Annotated in this window: 21 protein-coding genes and 1 other annotated feature; of the genes, 1 reads left to right on the plus strand and 20 read right to left on the minus strand. The window is 34.4% G+C overall.

What is annotated here, in order from left to right; genetic code table 11:
* Positions 1-9 precede the first annotated feature (9 nt).
* From WKT09_RS01270 to WKT09_RS01365, 20 genes are all read right to left on the minus strand, one after another.
* A complete protein-coding gene (locus WKT09_RS01270; protein ID WP_336266046.1) occupies positions 10-633 on the minus strand; it encodes a helix-turn-helix transcriptional regulator in 624 nt (207 codons plus the stop codon).
* Between the two features lie 138 nt (positions 634-771).
* Positions 772-2,841 carry a glycine--tRNA ligase subunit beta gene (gene glyS, locus WKT09_RS01275; RefSeq protein WP_340414286.1) on the minus strand — a complete coding sequence of 690 codons (2,070 nt, stop codon included), beginning with the start codon at positions 2,839-2,841 and terminating at the stop codon, positions 772-774.
* Positions 2,834-3,718: a glycine--tRNA ligase subunit alpha gene (glyQ, locus tag WKT09_RS01280; protein WP_340414287.1), complete on the minus strand. Its 885-nt coding sequence runs from the start codon at positions 3,716-3,718 to the stop codon at positions 2,834-2,836. Before glyQ ends, glyS begins: the two co-directional genes overlap by 8 nt.
* Before the next feature lie 66 nt (positions 3,719-3,784).
* Positions 3,785-3,963, minus strand: a binding site (T-box leader).
* A 47-nt stretch (positions 3,964-4,010) separates the two neighbouring features.
* A complete protein-coding gene (recO, locus tag WKT09_RS01285; protein ID WP_340414288.1) occupies positions 4,011-4,754 on the minus strand; it encodes a DNA repair protein RecO in 744 nt (247 codons plus the stop codon).
* Positions 4,755-4,766: 12 nt separating this feature from the next.
* Positions 4,767-4,925, minus strand: coding sequence for a YqzL family protein (locus WKT09_RS01290; RefSeq protein ID WP_445323956.1), 159 nt, complete (start codon positions 4,923-4,925; stop codon positions 4,767-4,769).
* Positions 4,926-5,030: 105 nt separating this feature from the next.
* Positions 5,031-5,927, minus strand: a complete 897-nt coding sequence (era, locus tag WKT09_RS01295) for a GTPase Era (protein WP_340414289.1) — start codon at positions 5,925-5,927, stop codon at positions 5,031-5,033.
* A 114-nt stretch (positions 5,928-6,041) separates the two neighbouring features.
* A complete protein-coding gene (locus tag WKT09_RS01300) occupies positions 6,042-6,413 on the minus strand; it encodes a diacylglycerol kinase family protein (RefSeq protein ID WP_340414290.1) in 372 nt (123 codons plus the stop codon).
* Positions 6,400-6,855 (minus strand): rRNA maturation RNase YbeY, encoded by a 456-nt coding sequence (ybeY, locus tag WKT09_RS01305; protein WP_340414291.1) that lies wholly within the window; start codon positions 6,853-6,855, stop codon positions 6,400-6,402. The genes WKT09_RS01300 and ybeY overlap by 14 nt, the downstream gene beginning before the upstream one ends.
* 2 nt (positions 6,856-6,857) lie before the next feature.
* Positions 6,858-8,966 carry an HD family phosphohydrolase gene (locus tag WKT09_RS01310; RefSeq protein ID WP_340414292.1) on the minus strand — a complete coding sequence of 703 codons (2,109 nt, stop codon included), beginning with the start codon at positions 8,964-8,966 and terminating at the stop codon, positions 6,858-6,860.
* Between the two features lie 25 nt (positions 8,967-8,991).
* The gene (locus WKT09_RS01315; RefSeq protein ID WP_340414293.1) at positions 8,992-9,948 is read right to left on the minus strand and encodes a PhoH family protein; all 957 of its coding nucleotides are present in this window, start codon (positions 9,946-9,948) and stop codon (positions 8,992-8,994) included.
* Between the two features lie 20 nt (positions 9,949-9,968).
* Positions 9,969-11,159 carry a sporulation protein YqfD gene (locus WKT09_RS01320; protein ID WP_340414294.1) on the minus strand — a complete coding sequence of 397 codons (1,191 nt, stop codon included), beginning with the start codon at positions 11,157-11,159 and terminating at the stop codon, positions 9,969-9,971.
* A 104-nt stretch (positions 11,160-11,263) separates the two neighbouring features.
* Entirely contained in the window at positions 11,264-11,851 is a 588-nt protein-coding gene (locus WKT09_RS01325) for a hypothetical protein (protein WP_340414295.1), read from the minus strand.
* 14 nt (positions 11,852-11,865) lie between these two features.
* A complete protein-coding gene (floA, locus tag WKT09_RS01330; RefSeq protein WP_340414296.1) occupies positions 11,866-12,864 on the minus strand; it encodes a flotillin-like protein FloA in 999 nt (332 codons plus the stop codon).
* 295 nt (positions 12,865-13,159) lie between these two features.
* Entirely contained in the window at positions 13,160-14,494 is a 1,335-nt protein-coding gene (locus WKT09_RS01335) for an NfeD family protein (RefSeq protein WP_340414297.1), read from the minus strand.
* 166 nt (positions 14,495-14,660) lie between these two features.
* Positions 14,661-15,107: a GatB/YqeY domain-containing protein gene (locus tag WKT09_RS01340; protein ID WP_340414298.1), complete on the minus strand. Its 447-nt coding sequence runs from the start codon at positions 15,105-15,107 to the stop codon at positions 14,661-14,663.
* Positions 15,108-15,121: 14 nt separating this feature from the next.
* Positions 15,122-15,304 (minus strand): 30S ribosomal protein S21, encoded by a 183-nt coding sequence (gene rpsU / locus WKT09_RS01345; RefSeq protein WP_336265555.1) that lies wholly within the window; start codon positions 15,302-15,304, stop codon positions 15,122-15,124.
* Positions 15,305-15,438: 134 nt separating this feature from the next.
* Positions 15,439-16,776: a tRNA (N(6)-L-threonylcarbamoyladenosine(37)-C(2))-methylthiotransferase MtaB gene (mtaB, locus tag WKT09_RS01350; RefSeq protein ID WP_340414299.1), complete on the minus strand. Its 1,338-nt coding sequence runs from the start codon at positions 16,774-16,776 to the stop codon at positions 15,439-15,441.
* 189 nt (positions 16,777-16,965) lie between these two features.
* Positions 16,966-17,622 (minus strand): MOSC domain-containing protein, encoded by a 657-nt coding sequence (locus tag WKT09_RS01355; protein ID WP_340414300.1) that lies wholly within the window; start codon positions 17,620-17,622, stop codon positions 16,966-16,968.
* A 213-nt stretch (positions 17,623-17,835) separates the two neighbouring features.
* Positions 17,836-20,553, minus strand: coding sequence for an aconitate hydratase AcnA (gene acnA / locus WKT09_RS01360; protein WP_340414315.1), 2,718 nt, complete (start codon positions 20,551-20,553; stop codon positions 17,836-17,838).
* Between the two features lie 154 nt (positions 20,554-20,707).
* The gene (locus WKT09_RS01365) at positions 20,708-21,793 is read right to left on the minus strand and encodes a two-component system sensor histidine kinase NtrB (protein ID WP_340414301.1); all 1,086 of its coding nucleotides are present in this window, start codon (positions 21,791-21,793) and stop codon (positions 20,708-20,710) included.
* Positions 21,794-21,966: 173 nt separating this feature from the next.
* Here WKT09_RS01365 and WKT09_RS01370 point away from each other — a divergent pair, with 173 nt between their 5' ends.
* Complete coding sequence (locus WKT09_RS01370; protein WP_340414302.1) at positions 21,967-22,455, plus strand: DUF2621 family protein; 489 nt, start codon at positions 21,967-21,969, stop codon at positions 22,453-22,455.
* The last annotated feature ends 348 nt before the right edge of the window (positions 22,456-22,803 follow it).

Raw genomic sequence — 22,803 nt, forward strand, 5'->3', positions numbered from 1 at the left:
CTCGTTTCATTATTCATCTAAGATTAACTCTACAAATGCCTTCGTTACATTCGTTTTCGTAATACGTCCAACCACTTGTAAACCTTTTGTATTTTGTTTTACAACTGGTAAACCATCAATCTGTTTATCAATTAATTTTTTAGCAGTTTCAATTAATAAATCATCACTATAACAAACTGTAATGTTCGGCATCCTTGTCATTATAATATGAACTGGTAAACTATTTAAATCTTGGTTTCCAATACTAGCGCGTAATAAATCTTTTCTCGATAAAACACCTGATAAACAATGGTCTTCATTTACGACAAACAATGTACCGACATCACCTAAAAACATCGCAGAAATTGCTTCATATACGGAAACATCTTCTTTTACTACGACTGGAACAGACTGAAAATCACTCACTTTAAACTGTTTTATTTTTTCTGTCAGAAGTTCTGATCCACTTTTTCCAGTAAAAAAATACCCTACTCTTGGTCTCGCTTCTAGATAACCTGCCATTGTTAAAATTGCTAGATCTGGACGTAAAGTGGCACGGGATAAATTTAATTTATCGGCAATTTGTTCCCCAGTGATCGGTTCATTTTCTTTTACGATTTGTACAATCGTTTCTTGTCTCTCTGATAATTCCACTTTTCCACCACCTATAAGATAGTAATGAGGTTGGATCAAACATTATCCAACCCCAAAAATCTTTCTACGAAAATGTATTACATATAGATAGTATATAATGATTCGCTGTAAAAGAAAACGAGTCATTCATATTTATTATCATTGATGTTGTTTCCACTCAATTAACGTAACATCTGCAAACTGTTTAATCAAATTGGAAATGGCATGAATTAAAGCTAAACGGTTCTCTTTTACTTTTTCATCTTCCGCCATAACCATATTATGATCAAAGAAATCATTAATTGGAGTAGATAATGCAGAAAGCGTGTCTAATGCTTCTGCCACTTCTTCGTTATTCATTTGTGTATGAAAGGTTTCACGAACATCTATATATGTTTCGTATAATTTTCTTTCAGAATCTGTTTCAAACAATGTTTCATCTATGTTCGTTTGTTCATGCTTTTTACCTAAATTCATTACTCGTGTAAAGGATTCCTCAATTTGTTTAAATGAATGATCTTGGCGTTTTAAAGATAATAATCTTGCTTTATGGATTTTTACTAATAAGTTACCAATACCATCTGCTAATACAGCTTGTACGACGTCTGATTCAATTCCACGATCAGCTAAAATGTACGCAGCTCTATTTTTGAAGAATTGAATAATTTCTTCACGAATATCTTCTACCGTTACTCCGTATTGTTCACAAACTTTATGCACCAATTCCTCGATTGGTACATTCCATTTCTGTTCTAATAAAATACGTAAAATTCCTATCGCCTGTCTTCTTAGTCCTAGTGGATCCTGTGAACTAGATGGAATTAATCCGACAGAAATACAACCAATAATTGTATCTAATTTATCGGCGATACTGATGATCGATCCAACTTTAGTTTCTGGTAAGGCACCACCAGCTGAAGTAGGTAAATAATGTTCACGAATTGCGGTTGCTACAACATCTGATTCCCCAAAGTGCTTCGCATATTTTTCTCCCATTATTCCTTGTAATTCTGGGAATTCATTTACCATATCTGTCACTAAATCAAACTTACATATTTCTGCTGCACGAACAACTTCCTTTTGTTCTTCTGCTGTTAACCCAACTTTTTCGGCTAAGTATGTCGCTATATTTTTCACTTTTTTCGTTTTTTCATACACCGTTCCAATTTTTTCCTGGAACACAACTGTTTTTAATTTTTCATTATAAAATTCAATCGAATGTTTCCGATCTTCTTCAAAGAAAAAGGCACCATCTGCAAGACGAGCACGTAATACTTTTTCATTTCCTTTTATGACATTATCAATTGCATGGTTATTTCCATTACGTACACTTACAAAGTATGGTAGCAATTCGTTCGTCTCTTTGTTCTTAACAGGAAAATAACGTTGATGTTCTTTCATCGATGTAATTAGTACTTCTTCTGGAATAGCTAAGTAAGCTTCATCAAACGACCCATAAAACGCTTGAGGATATTCCACTAAGTTACGTACTTCATTTAATAATTCCTTATCCATTTCTATAGTGAACTTCGCCTTTTCTTCTAACGCTTTTAATTGTTCTACAATTAGTTTTTCACGCTTCATTGGGTTGACAATGACGAAGTTTTCTTCTAGTGCTTGCTCATATTCTGATGGCGAAGTTAATGTTACTTCACTACCTAAAAATCGATGACCTCTCGTTGTATTACTGGATGTAACATTTGCAACGTCAAACGGGATGACTTCATCATTATATAACGCAACAATCCAACGAATTGGTCTTGCAAAGCGAAATGAGCCACTACCCCAACGCATCGTTTGGGGAAAAGGAATAGAAGAAATAATTTGTTTAAATTCAGGCAGAATTTCTTTCGTTGCTTTCTGCTCAGACACTTTTTCAACAAAGATATATGTTTGTCCCTTCATTTCCTTCGTATAAATATCTTCTGTGTTTTTTCCTTGTCCTTTTACAAAACCTATTGCTGCTTTGGACCAATTTCCTTCTTCATCTTGTGCAATTTTCATCTGTGGTCCACGTACTTCTTCTTTCACAACTTCTTGTTTTTCTGCAATATTTTCAATCATTACCGCTAAACGTCTAGGTGTCGCAAATGTTTTCATTGCTTCAAATTGAATATTTTTTTCACGTAACCATTTTGTAGTACGATCTAATAATTGCTTCTCCGCTTCATCAATAAATCTTGCCGGTAATTCTTCGATTCCAATTTCAAATAAAACATTACTACTCATTGCAAAGCTCCTCCTTTAACATCGGGAAACCTAATTTTTCTCGTTCTGCCACATATGCTTGTGAAATACTACGTGCTAAATTTCGTACTCTCGCAATGTACCCCGTTCTTTCTGTCACACTAATTACTCCTCTGGCATCCAGTAAGTTAAATGTATGGGAACACTTCAATACGTAATCATATGCAGGGAAGATTAATCCTTTTTCCATCGTTACACGTGCTTCTTCTTCATAAAGTGTAAATAATTCAAATAATGTTTCCGTATTAGATGTTTCAAACGCATATGTTGAATGTTCAAACTCCGGTTGTAAAAAGATATCACGGTATGTGACACCGTTGACCCACTCTAGATCAAAAACATTTTCCTTATCTTGAATATAGGACGCTAATCGTTCAATACCGTATGTCAATTCTACTGCAACTGGATTTGCTTCTAATCCACCAACTTGTTGGAAATATGTAAACTGTGTTATTTCCATTCCATCTAACCAAACTTCCCAACCAAGTCCTGCTGCCCCTAATGTTGGGTTTTCCCAGTTATCTTCAACAAATCGAATATCATGTTCTAACGGATTAATTCCTAATGCAACTAAAGAATTTAAATATAAATCTTGAATATTATCTGGAGACGGCTTCATGATTACTTGGTATTGATGGTGTTGATATAGTCGATTTGGATTTTCTCCATAACGACCATCATCAGGACGTCTCGATGGTTCAACATATGCTACATTCCACGGCTCAGGTCCTAAGCTTCTTAGTAATGTCATAGGTGACATCGTTCCTGCTCCTTTTTCCGTATCATATGCTTGCATTAAAATACAGTTTTGCTTTGACCAATAATTTTGTAATGTTAAAATCATTTCTTGAATATTCATATTAACTCCTCGCTTTCTCATATTAAAAAATCCGTCCCTATGTCTTCTTATTTTAGAATAAAAAGACATAGGGACGGATTCTTGCCCGCGGTTCCACCCTATTTGCCTTACAATTGTAAAGCCACTTTAGATGTTATTACGTGCTCCAGGGTGCCTTTCTATATTGTACTATCACCCAGCTCACACTATCCTGGACTCGCTAAAAATAGGTCACAATATGTACTTTTCCCTTTCTTCGCATACAATTATCTTTATCATACAAAAAAAGAATGATAAATGCAAATTTTTTCGTTTATTTTAATTTATCGAGTTGTTCTAAAAATCGCTTAGACCTTAATGTATAACTACCAAATCGATCATAATATGCATCGAGTAGTCGTCGCATCATTAAAATGTTTTCTTCCTTTACTGAAATATTCCCAACTCTCTCTAATGAAACAGACTGTAAGACTGGTAATAACTTCTGTAAAGCTTTATTTAATGTAATTGCATACGGATCAACACTTTGACATCGTACACAAAGTACACCACCTTCCTGAATAGAAAAGGCAAATGGGCCTTCTTTTTCCCCACATTGCATACAATGATCCAATACTGGTTTAAATCCACCTTTTTCAAACATCTTCAATTCAAACATCATGATTGGTATAAAATAAGCGTCATGATCATTGATCCAAGTTAATGTTAGTAAAAGTTCTTTAAATAAAAAGACATCTCGTTCTTTTTCTTCTGTAAATTTCTCAAGCAATTCAACAATATAAGATGCATAGGCAGTTTTTTCAATATCTTCCCTTATCTTCCGAAATGATTGCAATACACTTGCTTGTTGTACAGTACTCAACCCTTTTGGCATATACGCTTGAAAATCACCATAAATAAAAGGTTGTGAAACAGCACTAAGACGGCTTTTCGGCTTGTTTGCCCCTCGACAAAGTGCTGTTATTTTACCAACTTGTTTTGTATAGATTGTAATTATTTTATGTGTTTCTCCGTAATCACGACTTCTTAAAACAATTCCTTCTAATTGTCTTAACATGTGCATGCCCCTTTATGCTTGTTTATTTACTTCGGGCTTCAGAGAAACGATGTGCTTACTTATGTTTGGTTCATACGGTCTGTTATCATCACTAGCTTCCATTTTTTTTAACAATAAATATGCTTCAACGTTTCCTGTTTGTAAAAATACTTTCCACATTTTTTGGTGCACAGAAAATCGTCCTTTCTATATTTTATTGTATTACATAAATATTGCTTTCCTTATAATTTTTTCCTACAGTACGTAAAACATAAGTTATAAAATTTACCAATCAGTTTATTCTGTATCAAAGCCAAATTTCGTTAAACTTGATGGTTTATTACGCCAATCTTTTTCTACCTTCACCCATAGTTCTAAAAAGACCTTTTCATTTAACATTTTCTCAATATCAAGTCTAGCTTCTTTTCCAATCTTCTTTAACATGGAGCCTTTCTTCCCGATTAAAATTCCTTTTTGAGAAGATCTTTCGGTAATGATTAATGCTTGAATATGAACTTTTCCATGCTCAGATATAGAAAAGTTTTCCACGACAACATTAATGGAATGTGGTACTTCTTCTTCGGTATGATGTAATACTTTTTCTCGAATCAATTCACTAACTAAAAATCGTTCTGTTTTATCTGTTAATGCATCTTCATCAAAATATTTCGGACCTTCTGGTAACCTTTGTTGTATAAGAGAAATTAATTTCTGTACATTATTTCCATTCAGTGCGGAAATTGGAATAATTTCAGCGAAATCAAATTGTTCTTTATACGTTGCAATCAATGGGAATAATGCATCCGGATGTATGAGGTCTACTTTATTAAGGAGTAAAAACACAGGTACATCTGCTTTTTTTAATTTTTCCATAATAAATTGATCGCCTCGACCTATTCCTTCATTTGCGTTCACGACGAAAAGAATGAGATCAACGTCTGAAATGGTTTGTAAAGACACATCGACCATATAATCCCCTAAACGATGTTTCGGTTTATGGACTCCTGGTGTATCAATAAACACAATTTGTCCAATATCGTCTGAATAAATCCCTTGAATCGCATGTCTCGTCGTTTGAATTTTATCGCTTATAATAGAAATTTTTTCCCCGATAATTTGATTTAGTAATGTTGATTTTCCTACATTTGGTCGTCCGATCATCGTTACGAACCCTGATACATGTTTCTCTTCCATAACTTCCTCCTAAGTTGTCCTAGCTTTGTTTACATTTTACTACAAATTTAAAATAGTGCTACCATTTCGACAAAACTTCTTATAAAATGATGAGGTATATAACGTTTTTACAAATTAAATCCCGAAGAATGCGAACATCTTCGGGATAAAAATAAGACTACCAATGATTATACTACCAATTGCTGCCACTAACACCGCTCCAGCAGCCATATCTTTAATGATTTTTGCCTCTACAGAAATTTCTGGCTTCACATAATCAATGATTCGTTCACAAACACTATTCATCATTTCTAACGCAAAAACGAGTACGATAACAATTGTAATGGTGACCCATTCCAAACGTGAAATTTGAAAAACAAATCCAAAACATATCGCAAATAATGCCATTATACAATGGATACGCATATTTTTTTCTCGTTTTATTACTTGTATGATCCCGTTCCAAGCAAAAGATAGACCAATTCCTTTCTTCTTATCCTCTTTCAAGTTGAAACTCCTGTAAAATTTGTTCTTGTTTTCCGAACATTATTTTCTCCTCTTCCTCATCATCATGTGTGTATCCAATCAAATGAAGAAATCCATGAATAGCTAAAAAAGCTAACTCTCGTTCAAATGGATGGTTATATCTTTCTGCTTGTTCTTTCACTTTATCAATGGAAATGATGATATCACCAATCATTAATGGTAAGTGTTCGCTCACTTGATTAAAATCCTCTACCATCGGAAAAGATAACACATCTGTCGCATAATCTTTTTGACGATAAGATTTATTCAGTTGCTGAATGGCATCATTATCAACAATAACGATAGAGACTTCAGCATTTTGTTGTAATGCTTCTTTTTCTGCAGCATACGTTACAATTTTTTGGAGCAATTGACGATCTTTTTCTCTCAACTGCCCTGTTTCATCTGTTAAATCTATATGCATGTTTATTCCTCCTTATCGGGATATTGGATTCTCGAATGAAATATTCCTTGTAATGTTGTACAAACCGTCTTGCGAATGGTATGAATTTCTTTCATTGTTAAAGGTGTTTCATCAAATTGACCATCTAATAATTTATTATTAACGATACTTTGAACAATATTTGCAATCTTTTCGTTGGAAGGTTCAGCAAGCGAACGTACTGCCGCTTCCGTCGCATCACAAATGGAAATAACACCGGCTTCTTTTGTTTGTGGTCTAGGACCAGGATAGCGAAAATCTGCCTCGTTTACTGATTCTCCTTCTTTCTCTGCCATACGATAAAAATATTCGACTAAAGATGTCCCATGATGTTGTAAACAAATATCGATGATTTCTTTTGGTAATTGTTCCTTTTTTAACATTTCCGCACCGTTTGTTACATGACCAATAATTATTTCCGCACTTTCTTTTGCAGAAATAAAATCATGTGGATTTTTAATACCAACTTGGTTTTCAATAAAATAGTATGGGTTCACTGTTTTTCCGATATCATGATAATACGAACCTACTCTTGCTAATAATCCATTTGCGCCAATTTCTTCACATGCTGTTTCACTTAAATTGGCAACCATAACAGAGTGATGGTACGTACCTGGAGCATCTTGTAAAATTTTTCGTAATAATGGTTGATTTGGATTTGCCAAATGTAATAACTTACTGTCTGTTAAAATACCTAACCCAGTTTCAAAGAAAGGCATTAAACCAATCGTAAGAACGACAGATAAAATTGCCGCCGCTACGCCAAAACTCGCATGGATGATAAAATCTACAAAATAATATGGTTGAAATGAAAGGAATAAAAAGAGCATAACCGTCATAACATTTACTATAGCCATTCCAAATGCAGTTTTTATAATCGACATACGATCTCTAACATCTCTTAACAAATAAATACCTGCCAACTGGAAAAATATAAAATATAAAAATGCTTCAATATTTAATGAGCCCGGTATTTCTCCATTAAAAATAATGCTTCCTAAAATCGCGTAAACAATCGCCAATATAATCGCTAAACGTTCATATATTAAAAGACGAATAAGTAAAACACCTGTTGCGACAGGAACTAATAAAAAGACAGACTGTAATTGATCTGTATATAAACTCATTATTTTCATGAGCGTAATCGTAATAATACTTATAAAAAGAACTGCAATTGTTTTTGCTGGGGTTAAATGTTGACGACGATACAAGCGATTTAATTCATACGTAATAATACTTAATAATAAGGCGGCAAAAATCAATAGCCCTATCGCAGGTAATATTTGATTACCACGATTTAACAACCCGACTAACTGTAATTCTTCATAAATTTCATTTGTTACAATTTGTCCTTCACGAACGATAATATCCCCGCTACGAATCATAACAGGCTCTACTCCACTAGCAGCTTCATTTCTTGCTTCCATCGTTTTTTCAATATCAAAAAAGGAATTTTCTACGACAGAAAAATCAATTAGCTCCTTAAATGCATCCTTTGTTTCGTCTTCTAAAGAGGAATATTTTAAAATAGATTTTACTTCTTCTTTGGCACTTTGAATGTTTTCAATTCGAACACCATTATTTAATGTTTTTTCTACAGATTGAATAAATATTTTCTTCGCTTTCGTCCGGTCTTTCACATCTAAACGAAACAATTGCATAAAAACAACTTCATCTATTTCATTAATTAATTCCTCTGATAATATTTCTTCTAATTGTGTTGTCTTATCTTCTAGCGAAATTGGCGTTTTTTTAGTGTCTTCTTTTTCTATCGTTTCAATCGCGTCAAACAGTTCCTCTATTAATCCTACTTGTTCTTCTGTAATTTCTTCCGATACCGTATACCTGTCCACCACATTTGAAACCGTTTCTCGCATTTTTCTATCTGTTTCTACTTCATTTTCAACTGTAATTGGTGAACGTATCGTTTCCTTCGCCCTGTCAAATCGCTCAATGTCATATGTTTTTGTATATACATTATTAATCGTAATGACAAAAATAAAGGCAAGTAAAATAAACATAGGTAAATAAATCGCAATCGCTTTGGATTCACTATTAAAAATAGAGAATAATTTGTCGATAAACTTTTTCATTGGTATTCACCTCAAGTAAGGGCAATTATGTATCTTTTTTATCATATGCTGCAATAATCTTTTGGACTAATGGGTGTCTCACAACATCTGATTCATTTAAATAAATAAAAGCAATATCTGATACATCTTTTAAAATATTATTTGCTTTTATCAGTCCTGACTGTACCCCTTTAGGTAAATCAATTTGGGTAACATCTCCAGTAATGACCATTTTAGCTCCAAAACCAAGACGAGTTAAAAACATTTTCATTTGTTCTGGAGTTGTGTTTTGTGCTTCATCTAAAATTACGAAAGCATTATCCAATGTACGCCCACGCATATATGCTAACGGTGCAATTTCAATTATTTCCTTTTCAATTAACCTAGCTGCCTGTTCCTTTCCTAACACATCATTTAATCCATCATATAGTGGTCGTAAATAAGGATCTACTTTTTCTTTTAAATCTCCAGGTAAAAAACCTAAACTTTCACCCGCCTCGACAGCTGGTCGTGTTAAAACGATTCTTTTTACTTCTCCTTTTTTCAAAGCATCTACCGCTTTTACAACAGCCAAATATGTTTTACCTGTCCCGGCAGGACCAATACCAAAAACAAGATCATGATGGTGCATGGCATCAATATAAGTTTTTTGTCCGAGCGTTTTTACACGAATAGATTTCCCTTTAGCATTTTTTGTTATTTCGTCTTCAAATAATGTTTCAAATTGTTCAATATTTCCTTCTTTCGCTAATTTAATCGCATATACGACATCTCGTTCTGTAATGGTTAATCCTTTTCGAATAATTTGTAATAAACTATGTAAAATAACTTGAACAAGTGCGGGATCTTCACCAGAAACACTTACTTGTTCTCCACGTGTCACAATTTCCACTTTTAATTGCGCTTCAATTAATCGTAAAAATTTATCATTCGTTCCAAATAATTCTCTTGCTTCATTCACATCGTTCAAATGTAAATTTATTTGTTCTAAATGTTCTGACATGCTTTTACTCCTTTATCCATTTAACGTTTATGATGAATCTTTTTCGGTGACGCAATATTCTCTGTCACACTAACATACAAGTTCCATTTTACCTTACCATTGACCTGTTCTTCATGCAAAACATAGTATTTCTTTATTTTAACATGTTTACCTAAGTTTTTCTTCAAATATTTTGTGATATAATGGGTCATTCGTTTTTTCAATTGATCCTTTGATACACTATTTTCAATAGGTTCTTTCTTATAAAAATATAGTTCATTTATTTCTACTGGCCAATTCGGAAGGAATTTCCACTTATTTTTCAGCATCATTTCCTCTTTTTTTGATGCATAAGAGTGAAACACATTCCCCCAAATAGGAATCTCCCAATTATTTACCCGTAATCGATATTGATGTGCATTTATTCCTACAATTTGTTCTTTATATTGTTCGACTGGCATAGAAATATTCATTTCATACCATGTTGTTGCATATACAGCACCTTCAGCATGTACATAATGTTTTATATCCTCATCTTCATCACTCATTATTTCACCAGATACGAGTATATCGCCTTTTTCCACCACTTCATAGCGATTGACGAGCATATCACCTTGCACAATAAATGCTTTTTCAATCACACCTGATTTTTTAGCGACTAAATGTTGTGGAGGCTTGTGTTGTTCTTCCGGTTCCACCTTTTTCTCTTCTACATCTATCCAATATGTATTGCCACTTCTTTCAATTTGAATATGTTGTATAGAATGTAACTGATCAATAATATGTTGTTCCATTTGCTTAGGATGATCTAAAGACGGGATCCATGCCCATTTTTGTAAACCTATGTTTTTTATTTCCTTCTCAATTTCTTTTTCGATATATTTAGGCATTGAATTATAACGAACATCTAATACGACAAATTGTAATAACAATAAAAACACAGACGACAGAACGAGTGTAACGACCCATTCCTTTTTATATAAAAATCGCTTTACATAATATGTGATTCCAGTTTGTCCGACGATTGTAACTGGAATCGATGCCTCTTCCATCAAATGAGCTATTTTATGCCAATCTTTCCGTAAAATTTTGATAGACCAATTTTCTTTCTCTAATATACACAATTGATAAAATGGAACATTCATTTCATAACACTTCTTTAAAAAACGTTCGATATGTTTATTATGTATGTGTAAATGATATGCTCCGAATATCACTTTATGAAATTTCATATTCTCCCACCTACAATAACAATGTATGGTGTTAGTATATGAAGTAAATCACAAAGAAAGAACAAAAAGAGCTAAGGACATAAGCAAGTCCTCAGCTCCTTTCATCATCGTCTTCTTCTATTCATTGGATTCGTATCATATGGCTTCAAAGCCCTTGGAGGCCCTAGTACTTCAGCCATAATTATTCCTTCTACAATTCCTTCACGTGTCAATTTCTTTTCAATTGCAATCGATACATCTTGTGTTGCCGCCTTTTTTGAACCTAATAAGGTAGATAAATCTTCTTTGATATCCTCTTTACTTGATTGTGATTGATATTGTGCACGTAATCGTTCATATTTTTTTTGACGTTGGTCTTCAATTGAATCCAATGTTTCCGTAGCATAATCCGCACGTACGGTAGATTGTCTTTCCTTTTCTTGCGGTGCTTTCTTTTCTTCTGGTTCTATAAATTGATCAAATTGTTCTTTTAATTGATCTTGCAACTCGGAAAAAGTAGGCATTTTTCGTTCTTTTTGTTCCTTTTGCCTTGATTGCTCAGATTGATTTGTTCTTCTCTGTTGTCTTTGCTGTTGTTGACGACGTTTTTTCTCCTCTTCTTTTTTGGCAGAATTAAAGAAATTGATAATCGCCGCAACAATAATAATGACAAAAAACAAATTCCCAAAAATAAATTCAAAGAAGCTATCCATTTTTCGGTGCCTCCTTATTTTTTATCGTTATCTTTTTGTCCTTGATCCTTTTTCGTTACATTTCCAATTGAATCTCTCATATCTGTATCAGCATTAATGTTTTGGTAATTTAAGTAATCCATCACACCCATTTTACCAGAACGTAATGCTTCCGCTAATGCACGTGGTACATCTGCTTCCGCTTCCACAACTCGTGCACGCATTTCTTCCACTTTTGCAGTCATTTCTTGTTCTAACGCAACAGCCATTGCACGACGCTCTTCCGCTTTTGCTTGCGCAATGTTTTTATCCGCTTGTGCTTGGTCCGTCTGTAAAATTGCCCCGATATTTTTACCGATATCTACATCTGCAATGTCAATCGATAAAATTTCAAATGCTGTACCAGAGTCTAACCCTTTTGATAATACCGTATGGGATATCATATCAGGATTTTCAAGTACTTTCTTATGTGTTTCGGAACTACCGATTGTACTTACAACCCCTTCACCGACACGGGCAATTACTGTTTCTTCTCCAGCACCCCCGACTAAACGGTCAATATTGGCACGTACGGTAATTCTTGCCAATGCTTTTACTTCGATACCGTCCATCGCAATCCCAGCAATAAATGGCGTTTCAATTACTTTCGGGTTAACACTCATTTGAACTGCTTCTAAAACATCACGGCCAGCTAAGTCAATCGCTGCCGCTCTTTCAAATGTTAAACTAATATTCGCTCTTTGCGCTGCAATTAACGCATTTACCACTCTATCTACATTACCACCAGCTAAGTAATGACCCTCTAATTGGTTTGTCGTTACATTTAACCCAGCTTTATAAGCTTTAATTAACGGATTAATAACACGTGATGGCACAACTCGACGTAAACGCATTCCTACTAAAGTAAATAACCCAACTTTTACACCTGCCGCTAATGCACTAATCCATAATGCAACAGGAACAAATGTAAATAATACAACTAATGCAATTAAAATAATTGCGATAATAATAATCGGAAAAATTTCTCCAAACATTGTATTACCTCCCATATTTTTCCATTTTATTTGTTACCTAATTTAAAACATCGTACTCCCTTAAATCAACCTCTTTACCGCTTCTTCCTTTGGTTTTTCCTTCCCTCTAACATCCACAAATAATACTGTTACCAATATATTTACCATCTAGCAGTTACATCATGAAACACTATTAAAGTGGAAAACGAAATATGTACATTTGCAACCTATTGTACTAGTCATGAAGAATTTATAACATGCCTTCGTGCAAACAAGTGTTATGTTAAACGAAGAAGCAAGCATAGCTCTCTATCCCCTATAAATCATTCTTCTCGCGAACTACTATTTTTACACCTTCTACATGGATAATCTCTACTCTTTTATCCTTTTCAATAAAATTCCCTTCTGAGACAACATCTAGCCGTTCATCTTCGAAAAGTACTGTACCTGAGGGGCGTAAAGGTGTGAGTGTAATCCCTTCTTTTCCTAATAGCTCTGTTCTCGTCACTTGAGAAACATACCCTTGTTCTGTCATCGTTCGATCTCGTAATATGAGCTTTTTAAAAATACCGCGTTCTGTCCCAATCCATTTGTATAAAATAACCGCAACAACAATCGCTGCGACCAAAGCAATGGCAACACTCATCATCATATGGGATAACGTATATCCTGACATCAATAACGCGATAATAATCGAGGCAACACCGAAAAAACCGAGTATTCCTCCTGCAACAAAGAATTCTAAAATAATTAATATGATTCCAACGATGAGAAGTATAACTGCTTCCATCCCTGCAATTCCCGCAATAATATGTCCATAAAAGAATAAAATTAATGCGATAATTCCCATGGAACCTGCAATTCCAAAACCAGGTGTATACAATTCAACAATTAATCCGATACTTGCAATAGAAAGTAAAATTGGTATGACAATTGGACTTGTGACAAAACGAGCAATTTCCTCTGCTAATGAAGTTTCTGTTCTTACAATTTTCGCTTGTTCTAAATCTAATTCATGTAATAACTCTACTTCATTTTGTACAATAGCTTCCGCATATCCAACTTCTAATGCGTGCTTCGGTGTTAACGTTAAAAACTCACCTTTTGGGGCACCATATTCAGGTAAATCAACATCAGCATCTGCCATCGCTACGGCATATTGTGGGTCACGCCCCTTCGATTCAGCGGCACTTTCCATTGCTGCAATCCACGCAGATTGTGCTTTTTTATCTGCCGCATTTCCGTCAGAGGTAATGACACCACTAGCTCCCATGGTTGCATTCGGTTTCATATAAATCGTATCGGAATTAAGCGCGATATACGAACCAGCTGATAATGCTTCGTTTACAATGTAAGCTGTCGTTGGAATCTCTAGACCTTGTAGTAATTTTCCAATTTGGCCTGCAGAGTCAACCCTTCCTCCAGGAGTATCGATTTCAAATATAATGTGATTTGCACCTGCTTCGATCGCTTCGTTTGTTGACCTTACTAAGAAAGCTTCCAAACCTCTCTCTACTTCGTTTTCTATAGGAATCATATATACTAACTTATTCGAACCATCTTCTGCATTCTTTTCAGGTGGAAGAAAAACAGTAAGTAAAAGGGTTAAAAGAAGAATAGAAAACGTAAAAATCTTTTTGGACAAATACATTCACCACCTTCTTTGTCCATATATGTATAAATTGATTCTATTTTAGAATATCATATCGGATATATATTATCATTATTTATTTGAAAATTTTTATTCATTTAATAAATAAATAAAAAAGAGTATGAAAAATAACTTTCATACTCTTTTTTAATCATATTTGACATATTTAAGCAAGATGTTTCTGTACTAGCTGTTGTACGACAGAACCATCTGCCTTTCCTTTTACTTTTGGCATTATTTGTTGCATGACTTTACCAAAATCTTTTTTAGAAGTAGCTCCTACTTGTTCAATGGTTTCCTGCACAAGTTGCTCTACCTCTGTCTCTGATAATTGAGCAGGTAAATATGGTTGTAACATTTCTATTTCAGATGCAAGTTTTTCTGCTAAATCTGTTCGATTAGCTGCCTCAAACTCTTTCATCGAATCTCTTCGTTGTTTTAACTCTCTAGATAAAACGGTTATTTCATCTTCCTCAGATAATGTTTCCACACCTAGTTTAATAGCTTCGTTTTGTAAAGATGCCTTTACCATACGAATCACACTAAGTTGCTCTTTATCTTTTGCACGCATTGCTTGTTTCATGTTTTCATTTAACTGTTCTAACAGTGACATGATCACACCTACTTTTAAAATTTACGTTTACGTGCTCTAGCAGCTTCAGATTTTTTCTTACGACGCACGCTAGGTTTTTCATAATATTCACGTTTTCTGTATTCAGATAATGTTCCACTCTTTGAAACATTACGTTTAAAACGACGTAAAGCATCTTCTAAAGATTCGTTTTTACGAATTCGAGTTGTATTTGGCATACATATTTCCCTCCCTCCGGAGATAAAAACATTGATATTTAACATATCTTTTCAAACATGTTCGTTTTCATTATATTATAAGGACCGATTACGGTCAACAACTATTACTATTTATTCACGAATATCTACTATTTTTACTTTATAACAAGTTGATCAGCTACTTTTACGAATGTACCTTCGTTTAACGGATAACCTGTTTTAGTTAACTTTACACGCACAATGGAACCAATTAACTCTTCTGGACCATCAAATTGAACTTTTAAATAGTTGTCAGAATATCCCACTAATGCACCTGCTTTTTCAGAGCTTTTTTCTTCCGGGATTACTTCAACAACTTGATCCAAATGTTTGTTTGCATATATTGTAGCTAATTCATTTGATAGAGCAATCATTCTTTCTACTCGTGCATCTTTTACTTCATTTGGTACTTGGTCATCCATCCGTGCCGCTGGTGTTCCAGTCCGTCTTGAATAAGGGAATACATGTAATTCTGCATATCCGATATCTTGTATGAATTTATACGTTTCTAAAAATTCATCCTCTGTTTCACCAGGAAAACCAACGATGATATCTGAAGTAATTGCAAGCCCTGGTAATGCTTGTTTAATTTTATCAATTTTCTCTTTATAATAATCAGCAGAATACTTTCTTCTCATTCTTGCAAGTACCGTATTTGATCCAGATTGTAAAGGAATGTGTAAATGACGTACAATCTTTTCAGATTCGTCTAATACTTGAATTACTTCATCTGTAATTTGACTCGCTTCAATGGATGAAATACGAATCCGTTTTAAACCATCTACTTTTGTTTCTAATTCCCTTAATAATTTTGCAAAATTGTAATCTTGCATATCTTCTCCATATCCAGCTGTGTGAATACCTGTTAAGACAATTTCTTTATACCCTGCATCTACTAATTTTTGTGCTTGTTCTAGCACATTTTCGGGGTCTCTAGAGCGAAGTAACCCTCTTGACCAAGGGATGATACAAAATGTACAAAAATTATTACATCCTTCTTGAATTTTTAAAGATGCTCGCGTTCTATCTGAAAAAACTGGTACATCCATTTCTTCAAACGTACGATTTTTCATAATATTTTGTACCCCATTAACCGGTTGTCTAGTTAACTCGTGTTCCTCGATTAATTTAATCATATTTTTGCGATTTTGTGTTCCAACTACAACATCGACTCCGGGTATTTCCATTACTTCTCCTGGTGATGTTTGTGCATAACATCCAGTAACACATACTACCGCTTCAGGGTTTTTTCTAACCGCCCGACGAATGACTTGGCGACTTTTTTTATCTCCCGTATTTGTCACTGTACAAGTATTCACGACATAAATATCGGCCATTTTATCAAAATCAACTCGTTCAAACCCTTCTGCTTTGAACATATTCCATATACCTTCTGTTTCATAATGATTTACTTTACATCCAAGCGTATGAAACGCAACCGTTTTATTGCTCATTTATATCAAACCTTTCTTAACATTGCATATATCTTCATAAATAATAATTGTCGCATTATATCATAACATAAAATACGTTGAATCGATAAGGTTAAGCAACTGGTTGTAATTTATTATGCCCTCCCATTATAGTTGGAAAAATAAAGAGCATAATAGAATGTTCAACAAATTATCTTCATTCGAATAAAATTATATTTTCCATTTATGTAACCGTTCCTTTAATAATTCTTTCCATTCATCTGCTAATGCTTCCACAGACAATATTTTTTTCATTCCTTCTACATCATGATGTCCTCGGAAGTACACTTCATTACCAAAAAGGACAGACACCTGATGTGGGTGTCGTTCTTCCAGTGTAATTTTGGAATCACTGCGTACGATACCTTCCTCTAAAACACGACATAAATATCCTGTATAACCCGTTTCGATCATTCGTTTTAAAAGCAATGGATTTTTCGTTCTTTTTGTGATCGTACTGCACGGGATTCTACTTTGGGTTATTTGTATGAATGCCTCTCCTAGACGATAAACATCGCCAAAATAGGTATCTTTTTCTAGCATATTCGAAACGGTTATATTTTCACCAAAATTTGACTTAGGTAATGATTGTCCAAATTCCATTTTCCAAAATTGATAATGTTCATGAGGGTATACACAAACAGCTCGATCTGGTCCACCATGATGACGTAAATCAGCTACTCCATCCCCACTAAACCCTTCTTTTGTTAAGTAAGCTTCCTCTATAGACTGTTTACATATACCTGTTCGCATATGTTTATTTTCAGCGTATTTCATTTCCTTAGGTAAACCAACTGCAAAATCAATTATTTCTCTTTCTTTTTGCATGTACGAACACACCTTCCAATGCGACATTTGTTCAATATTTAAAAGAACCGTTTTTAAATATATTCGTAAACGATTATAACATAGTTTATAACCTGCTTTTAATTTGATAGATGTCTTTTAAGATATAGATGCAATAACTGTTTTTTCTCATTAGAGAGAGCAAAAACGCTAGCTACATACGACATAGCTAGCGTTTTTAAAAATAATAGATTATTAGTTGTTTTCCGCAATACGGTTACGAAGAACCATTTGTAAAATACCACCGTTACGGTAGTAGTCCATTTCAACTTCACTGTCGAAACGTACTTTCACATTGAACTTCGTTTCTTTACCGTCTTTATGAGTCGCAACAACTTCAGCCGTTCCACCAGGAGTGATAGATTCGTCAATATTAATTGCATACTCTTCTGTTCCGTCTAAGCCAAGTGTTTCAGCGTTCTCTCCGTCAGCAAAAACAAGTGGTAATACACCCATCATTACTAAGTTAGAACGGTGAATTCTTTCAAAGCTTTCCGCGATAACAGCTTTAATTCCTAATAAATTAGAACCTTTAGCAGCCCAGTCACGAGAAGACCCCATACCGTAATCTTTACCACCAATAACTACTAAACCAGTTCCATCTTCTTTATATTTCATTGCTGCATCGTAAATCGGCATCACTTCTCCTGTTGGCCAGTAAGTAGTGTATCCACCTTCTGTACCTGGAGCAATTTTGTTACGAATACGAATGTTCGCAAACGTTCCTCGCATCATAACTTCGTGGTTACCACGACGTGATCCGTAAGAGTTAAAGTCACGAGGTGATACGTCATTATCTTGTAAATATTTTCCTGCTGGTGAATCTAATGCAATTGCTCCAGCTGGAGAAATATGGTCCGTTGTAACTGTATCTCCTAATAAACCTAACACTTTTAAGTCACTTAATGGTTTAATTGTATCGACATCTTTCGATAACCCTTCAAAGAACGGTGGGTTTTGAATATATGTCGAGTTTTCATCCCATTCGTATAATGGCTCATCTGTTGTTTCAATTTGGTTCCATTTTTCGTTTGATTCAAATAAGTTGTCATATTCAGAACGGAAAATTTCAGGGTTTACAACTTCGTTCACTGTATTTCTAATATCGTCCATAGTAGGCCAGATATCTTTTAAGAATACATCGTTTCCGTCTTTATCTTTACCTAAAGAATCATTTCGTAGATCGAAATCAACCGATCCTGCTAATGCATAAGCAACAACTAATGGCGGTGATGCTAAGTAGTTAGCTTTCACTAATGGGTGAATACGACCTTCGAAGTTACGGTTACCTGACAATACAGATGCAACTGTTAAGTCAGAATCCATAATTGCTTTTTCAATATCTTGACGTAATGGTCCAGAGTTACCGATACAAGTTGTACATCCATATCCAACTGTGTTGAATCCTAATGCATCTAAATATTCTGTTAAACCAGAATCATTTAAATAACGAGTAACTACTGTTGAACCTGGTGCTAATGATGTTTTTACGAAATCAGGTACTGTTAAACCTTTTTCTACAGCATTTTTCGCAAGTAGACCAGCACCTAACATAACGTATGGGTTAGATGTGTTCGTACAAGAAGTTATCGCTGCAATGGCAACTGCACCTGTTTTCATTACAGACTTCTCGCCTGTTGTTGGGTTTGTAATTTCTACTTCTTTATCAAACTCAGATTTATCTAATCCTAATCCTTGGTTTCCAGCAGGAGCTGTAACCGCAGTTACGAATTTTTCTTGCATATCATCTAATGCAATACGGTCTTGTGGACGTTTTGGACCAGCAAGGCTTGATTCTAATTCAGATAGATTAATTTCAACTGTTTCTGTGTACTCAGGGTCTTTCATATCCGGTGAATACCAGAAGTTGTTTTCTTTACAATATTTTTCAACTAATGCAATTTGTTCTTCAGGACGACCTGTTAAACGTAAGTAGTTTAATGCTTCTTCGTCAATTGGGAAGAAACCACAAGTTGCACCATACTCTGGAGCCATGTTTGAGATTGTCGCACGGTCAGCTAATGGCATATCCGCTAATCCCGGTCCATAGTACTCAACGAATTTACCTACTACGTTTTTCTCACGTAACACTTCTGTTACAGTTAATGCTAAGTCTGTCGCAGTAGTTCCTTCTGGGAATTCCCCTGTGAATTTCACCCCGATTACTTCTGGTTGTGGGAAATAAGATGGTTGTCCAAGCATTCCTGCTTCCGCTTCAATTCCTCCAACACCCCATCCTAGTACTCCTAGACCGTTAACCATTGGTGTATGTGAGTCCGTACCAAATACAGTGTCTGGGAAAGAATCAAACGATCCATCTTCATTTGCATTTGCATGTACTACATCCGCTAAATATTCAAGGTTAACTTGGTGTACGATACCTGTTGCGGGTGGTACAGCACGATAATTATCAAATGCTTTTGTCGCCCAGTTTAAGAACTGATAACGCTCTGCATTTCGTTCAAATTCTAATTCCATGTTTGCTTCTAATGCAGTTGGATTACCGTAGTGATCAACCTGTACAGAGTGGTCAATAACTAAATCAACCGGTACTTCAGGGTTAATACGATCTGGGTCTCCGCCCATATCTACCATAGCTTTTCTTAATGAAGCTAAATCAACTACAGCTGGTACCCCTGTAAAGTCTTGCAAAATTACACGTGAAGGTTTAAACGGTACATCTACACCTTTCCCCTCAGGTGTTCCCCATTTTGCTAATCCTTCAACATGTTCATCTTTAATGACACGACCATCGTGTTGGCGAATAACTGATTCTAATAACACACGAATTGAGAATGGTAAACGTTCAATAGAACCTAATTTAGCATCTTCAATACCTTTTAGGTCATAATAATTATACGTTTTACCATTTAATTCAAACGATTTTTTTGTACGAAAGTTATCGTTTCCCATTAATTGTTTAGCCCCTTTCATCATTTCATATATTTCTAGGTTAAAAATACCCTTTTCAATATTAGTCTATATGAAAGTGAAAGATAAAACAAATGTTTACAAACATTTCATCAATATGTTTTTGTTATTTCCTCTTATAAGGAATAATTATACTTTAGCGACTTTCAGTTAATTTATTATTATTGTTTGAAAAATGAGGTAGTGTAATCGTCGCAATTGTTCCTTTCGTTTTTCTATTTTCAAAAAACATTTTTCCTTGATGATTCGATATGATGGAATGACTAATCGCTAATCCTAATCCTGTCCCATTTTGTTTGGAAGTACAAAACGGTTGTTTCCATTCATGAATCATTTCTTCGGACATCCCTTTACCTTCATCTTTAATTTCAATGACAACTTCATTCAAATATTCGTTTAAAAACACATGAATGAATATATTACCTTCATATTCCATCGCTTCGGCACTATTTTTACATACATTTAAAAACACTTGTTTAATTTGCCGAGCATCTACAAATAACTGGTAATCTGCTTCTATATTCACTTCAAATGTAACATGTCGTAATTCACTTTGCGTTTGTAATACAAACAAGCTGTCTTCAATTAATTTTTTAATTGTTTCCAATTGTTTCTTCTCTTCTAAAGGTTTTCCAGTTTGTAATAAATAGGTCGTAAGTTCTTCTAATTTTTCGACCTCTTTGATCATTACTTCATAATATACTCCCTCTTGTTTTACCCCTGCCTGTAGTAATTGAAGAAATCCTTTTATAGATGTTAATGGGTTTCTTAATTCATGAACAACGCCAGCTGCTAATGTTGCCGTCTCAATTAATGCTTGTTGTTTAATATTCATTTGTTCTTGGTGTATCTTTTCCGTAATATCTTTTAACATAGTGAAATAATAGGTTTCGCCTTCTATTTCTTGTTCTTCCATCAACAAGGAAAAGTAATATGTTTGATCTCGTTGTTGGTGTAAAAATTTAGGTATGAAAATTTGGTGTTCGTTTTGAAATTCATCTTCCATGAAAATTTCATGAGGTATTAGTTGAAAGAAATTCATGTTTATGTACGAATGTTTATATTGTGGAAAATACTTTTGAACTGTCGATGACACTTGAACAATCTTCAATTCGGAGTCTAATAAGAACATCACTACTTCTTCCGTCACTTGCACGTACCATTCCGAAAAACACCGCAAAATTTCGCGATTACCTTCATTTAATGGTAATTTATGAAACATTGTAAACATTCCCCCTACAAAACGTGGTCTCTATGTCAATATATGCCACTTACTTGTATGTATGTCTTTTAATGTTTATAATATTAGGCAGATAAAGAACGGATAACTTTATTATGATATTACTATATCATGAAGAAAAAAGATACCATTTTTTGCATGAAAGGTGAGATGGAATGGAATATATTATCGTTTTATGGGGATTTTTCCTAATTGGTTTTTTAGCAATTGGGGGATATTTTATGTTCCGAAAGTTTTTAAAACAACTACCAAAAGAAGACGGTAAATCAGATATGTACTGGCAACATCACTATATTGAAAAAACAAAACATATGTGGGGAGAAGAGGAACTTGGGTTATTGAATGAACTCGTATCACCAGTTCCAGAATTATTCCGTGACGTCGCAAAACAAACGATTGCTGGTAAAATTGGGGAAGTTGCTTTAGATAAAAATGCGACAAAAATTACCGAAGATATCATTATCCAAGGCTATATTATCGCTACACCAAAAAGAGACCATAAATTTTTACGAAAAAAATTAAAAGAGAAAAACATCGATGTTGCACCATATGAACCATATTTCGAGTTATCGAAAAAAGAATATCGTGAAAACTGGAAAAAGAAATACGAAAGACAACAAAAGGAAAGTCAGAACACTCATTAAAATATGTTCTGACCTTTTTTCTCTATATTAATTTATGAAAGCTCACAGTAATTTGTCCCCTAACTTTTGCATGATGCTCCACAAATGCAATATTTACTTCTAGTTTATAATTCATTTTCCTCTGGAATTCGGTTTGCAATCACTGCCCTACCTTCATTTTCTATTCCTCTAAATTTCTAGCAATATCTCTACCGACACTACTGAATATGGAACAAACCGAATTAAAAGTACCTTACATGAGCTAGTTGTTTGGCGATATTTCCAATCAACTGACGATCTATTTATATACCCTGCTAGGTAAACTAGAATAAAATAAATTGAATGGCAATTTTTTTATTGTATCTTATT

The sequence above is a fragment of the Pseudogracilibacillus sp. ICA-222130 genome (assembly GCF_037892545.1).
Classification (GTDB): domain Bacteria; phylum Bacillota; class Bacilli; order Bacillales; family Amphibacillaceae; genus Pseudogracilibacillus.